At 41.0% G+C, this 3,700-nt stretch carries 3 protein-coding genes, 1 rRNA gene and 1 pseudogene; all 5 read left to right on the top strand.

The window, feature by feature from the left end:
- Window positions 1-80 precede the first annotated feature (80 nt).
- Window positions 81-431, top strand: a complete 351-nt coding sequence (gene tnpB / locus ODU55_RS11470) for an IS66 family insertion sequence element accessory protein TnpB (RefSeq protein ID WP_002941575.1) — start codon at window positions 81-83, stop codon at window positions 429-431.
- Window positions 432-482: 51 nt separating this feature from the next.
- Window positions 483-689 (top strand): hypothetical protein, encoded by a 207-nt coding sequence (locus ODU55_RS11475; protein ID WP_002941576.1) that lies wholly within the window; start codon window positions 483-485, stop codon window positions 687-689.
- Between the two features lie 232 nt (window positions 690-921).
- Window positions 922-2,303: pseudogene (locus tag ODU55_RS11480) on the top strand (transposase).
- 256 nt (window positions 2,304-2,559) lie between these two features.
- Window positions 2,560-3,030, top strand: a complete 471-nt coding sequence (locus tag ODU55_RS11485) for a sigma-70 family RNA polymerase sigma factor (protein WP_002936602.1) — start codon at window positions 2,560-2,562, stop codon at window positions 3,028-3,030.
- A gap of 567 nt (window positions 3,031-3,597) precedes the next feature.
- Window positions 3,598-3,700: ribosomal RNA gene (locus ODU55_RS11490) — 16S ribosomal RNA — on the top strand; the annotation flags it as partial.

Below are 3,700 nucleotides of genomic sequence, written 5' to 3' on the forward strand. Positions count from 1 at the left end.
TCTCGGAAAAGTGGAAGTCACATTCTTTCACTCTATCAACCAAAAAATATTAGAAACAATCTTGGATAAGGTACTGCACTATGACCATCCGACTCAGTGATTTAGGTCAAGTCTACTTGGTTTGCGGTAAAACGGACATGCGTCAAGGGATTGATTCTCTCGCCTACCTTGTCAAAAGTCAATTCAATCTGGATCCCTTTTCAGGTCAGGTCTATCTCTTCTGCGGAGGTCGAAAAGACCGATTCAAAGCTCTTTACTGGGACGGACAAGGATTTTGGTTATTGTATAAACGTTTTGAAAATGGAAAATTGACCTGGCCAAACAATGAAGAAGAGGTCAAGGCTCTAACTTCCGAGCAGGTGGACTGGCTCATGAAAGGATTTTCTATCAATCCAAAAATAAATCTTTCAAAAAGTCGTGATTTCTATTGAAATCATGGCTTTTCTTTGTGTATAATGAGATAAAAAGAAGGAGGTAAGTGCATGGAGTCACAAGATAAAGTGATTGAAAGTCTAACAAAAACCATTGAAATCATGACCAACGAGTTGAGCCTCCTTCGTGAACAGATTGAGTATCTGAGACAGAAACTCTACGGAAAATCATCAGAGAAGGTTGTGTATCAACCCGGTCAGCTGAGCTTGTTTGGGGAGGAAATTCTCCCTGAAGAAGAAGCTGACTTACCCAGTTGAAACGGAGACCATCACCTATAAACGCAAGAAAGCCAAGGGAGTTCGTCAGAGACGGGACTAAAATCAAGTGTCACTTCTCAGAGTTAGTGTCAACATCTCAGCGCAGTGGTTGATTGGCAGATTTGTTCGTGTTTTACACTCCAAATCTGACCTAATCAACTGTGCGGGGGTGGGAAGACGAACTCTTTTCTAGACCAGTCGAGTTCTTTCCCACTCCCAGTTCACTCCAGAGATTGTTCATCACGAATTGCAGGGCGAAGATTGCACTTGTCCAGACTGTCATGGACAGTTGAAAGAGATTGGTTCTACTGTTCAACGACAAGAGTTGGTCTTCATTCCCGCACAATTAAAGCGGATTGACCATGTTCAGCACGCATACAAGTGTCAGGCTTGTAGTCAGACGAATCTGAGCGATAAGATTATCAAGGCTCCAGTTCCTAAGGCACCTTTGGCACACAGCTTGGGTTCAGCTTCTATCATCGCCCATACTATTCATCAGAAGTTCAATCTGAAGGTGCCTAATTACCGTCAGGAAGAGGACTGGCATAAGCTTGGTCTGCCAATCAGTCGGAAGGAAATAGCCAACTGGCACATCAAGTCTAGTCAGTATTATTTCGAACCGATTTATGACCTGTTGCACGAGAAATTGTTGGAGCAGCCTATTCTCCATGCGGATGAGACCTCCTACAAGGTCTTAGAAAATGATAGCCAGTTGACCTTCTACTGGACTTTCTTGTCTGGGAAACATGAGAAAAAGGGAATTACCCTCTATCATCATGACAAACGACGGAGTGGCTTGGTTGTGGAGGAATTTCTTGGAGATTATGCGGGCTACGTACATTGTGATATGTTACGGCAGTAACTTAGGACTTTAGTCCTTTAGTTCTGCCTATGCGATAGCAGTCCAAGGTTTAGGAGCGAAGCGACGCTAAGCTTGGTTAACTGCGAACCGCTGTCGGCCTATCGGCAGTTAGACAAGGCACAGCTGGTTGGCTGTTGGGCTCACGTTAGACGGAAGTTCTTTGAGGCGACTCCTAAGAAGACAGACAAGACTTCTTTAGGTGCTAAGGGTTTAGCCTATTGCGACCGCCTATTTGCCTTAGAGAATGACTGGGCAGATTTGTCTACTGAGGAACGGCGACATAAACGGCAGACAGAGTTAACTCCCTTGATGGACGAGTTCTTTGATTGGTGTCGCAATCAGGCCGTCTTGCCAGGCTCCAAATTGGGTACTGCAATAGAGTATAGCCTCAAATACGAAACCACCTTCCGAACCGTTCTCTCGGACGGTGACCTAGTCCTGTCCAACAATATGGCTGAGAGGGCTATAAAGACCTTGGTTATGGGACGTAGTGAAACAGTCCAGTGGACTGTTTCAGCCTGAGCCTAGAAATAAAAAAGCGAAGGTGGTTGTTTTCTCAGAGCTTTGAGGGAGCCAAGTCGACAGCTGTCATACTGAGTCTTTTAGAAACGGCTAAGCGACACGGTCTTGATGCAGAGAAATATATGACCTATCTTCTAGAACACTTACCTAATGAGGAGACGCTCGCAAAAAAGGAGGTGCTAGAGGCTTATTTACCATGGAAGGAAAAAATTAAAAAAGCATGTAAATAGAAAAAGGTTCCAGAGTCGACAGGACTTTGGAGCCTTTTTCAATACACTTTGTTATTGGGCGGTTACATTTATCTCAATCTTAGAACTATACCAAATAACTCCCTTCTGAAGCACAATGCAATGTTTGCCATAGAGTATCAATAGCAAATGTACTTTAAAAAAAGAAAAATCAAATAAAGTATGCTAGACAAAAATGTCCTGTAGAAAGACAGCACTTTTCGATAAACTTAAACCATCAACAAAAGGAGATTAAGAAATGGAATTCGAAAAAGTGTACGCAAGCGTCAAAGGTATTGTAAACAAGGCTCGAAAAGAGTTTTACATCAAACTATGGGATCGAGATGATTGGGAACAAGAAGGAATGATGACCTTATTTGAATTGTTGGAAGCGCAACCGTGGCTAGTTGATGAACAAGTTCAATTATATTGTTATTTTAAAGTCAAGTTCAGAAATCGTATCAAAGATCGTATCCGCAAACAGGAAAGTCAAAAACGCAAGTTTGACCGAATGCCACATGAAGATATTCACGAATTATCTCATGCAATACAATCACCGGGATTGATAAACGATGAACTATTAATGTTGAGAGGTGCCTTGAGAGATTATCGAAAAAATCTGAGTAATGATCAACTTGATAAATACGAAAAATTAATTAGCGGACAATGTTTTAATGGTCGCCGTGAAATGATACGTGATCTACAAATTCATTTGAAAGACTTTCGCTAAAGCTAGTCACTAACATTATGTTAATCGAATTAAGAAATTGGGCAGAAGCACCATAAAAAGTTCTGTTCAGTTTCTTTTTATATAGGTTATAGCACAGGAAGAAGGAATAGGAGAAAAAACAAAGTATCTACAATAGAACTTTCAATAGAACTTTCAATAGAACTTTCAGTGTAAAAAATCCAAAAAATATCAAAAACCCGGTTGACAAAGTATATAAGTCGTGATAGAATAAATGAGTTGTCTCTTGAGGGACTAGTTAACAAAGGAACGAAAAAAAGTTTCGAAAAAGTGTTGACAAGTCTATCAAAAGATGATAGAATGATTGAGTTGTCTCTCGAGGGACTAGTTAACAGAGGAACGAAAAAAGTTTCAAAAAAAGTGTTGACAAAGTTCACAAGAAATGATAAACTAAGATAGTTGTCGCGAGAGCGCGATAACGACAAGACCTTTGAAAATTAAAGAAGACGAACCAAACGTGCAGGGTGATTTATCTAAGGATAGATCGTCAATGACAAAACAAAACAATAAAACGGAAAGCTAGCAATAGCTTGAGTTTGAATCAAAACTTTTTATGAGAGTTTGATCCTGGCTCAGGACGAACGCTGGCGGCGTGCCTAATACATGCAAGTAGAACGCTGAAGTCTGGTGCTTGCACTAGACGGATGAGTTG

The organism is Streptococcus sp. 2022WUSS037 (genome assembly GCF_044427225.1).
Classification (GTDB): Bacteria; Bacillota; Bacilli; order Lactobacillales; family Streptococcaceae; genus Streptococcus.

Bases quoted from the DNA above. Each gene is read 5' to 3' on its own strand.
- ODU55_RS11485 (WP_002936602.1), top strand. From the start codon at position 2,560: ATGGAATTCGAAAAAGTGTACGCAAGCGTCAAAGGTATTGTAAACAAG.
- tnpB (WP_002941575.1), top strand. From the start codon at position 81: ATGACCATCCGACTCAGTGATTTAGGTCAAGTCTACTTGGTTTGCGGT.
- ODU55_RS11475 (WP_002941576.1), top strand. From the start codon at position 483: ATGGAGTCACAAGATAAAGTGATTGAAAGTCTAACAAAAACCATTGAA.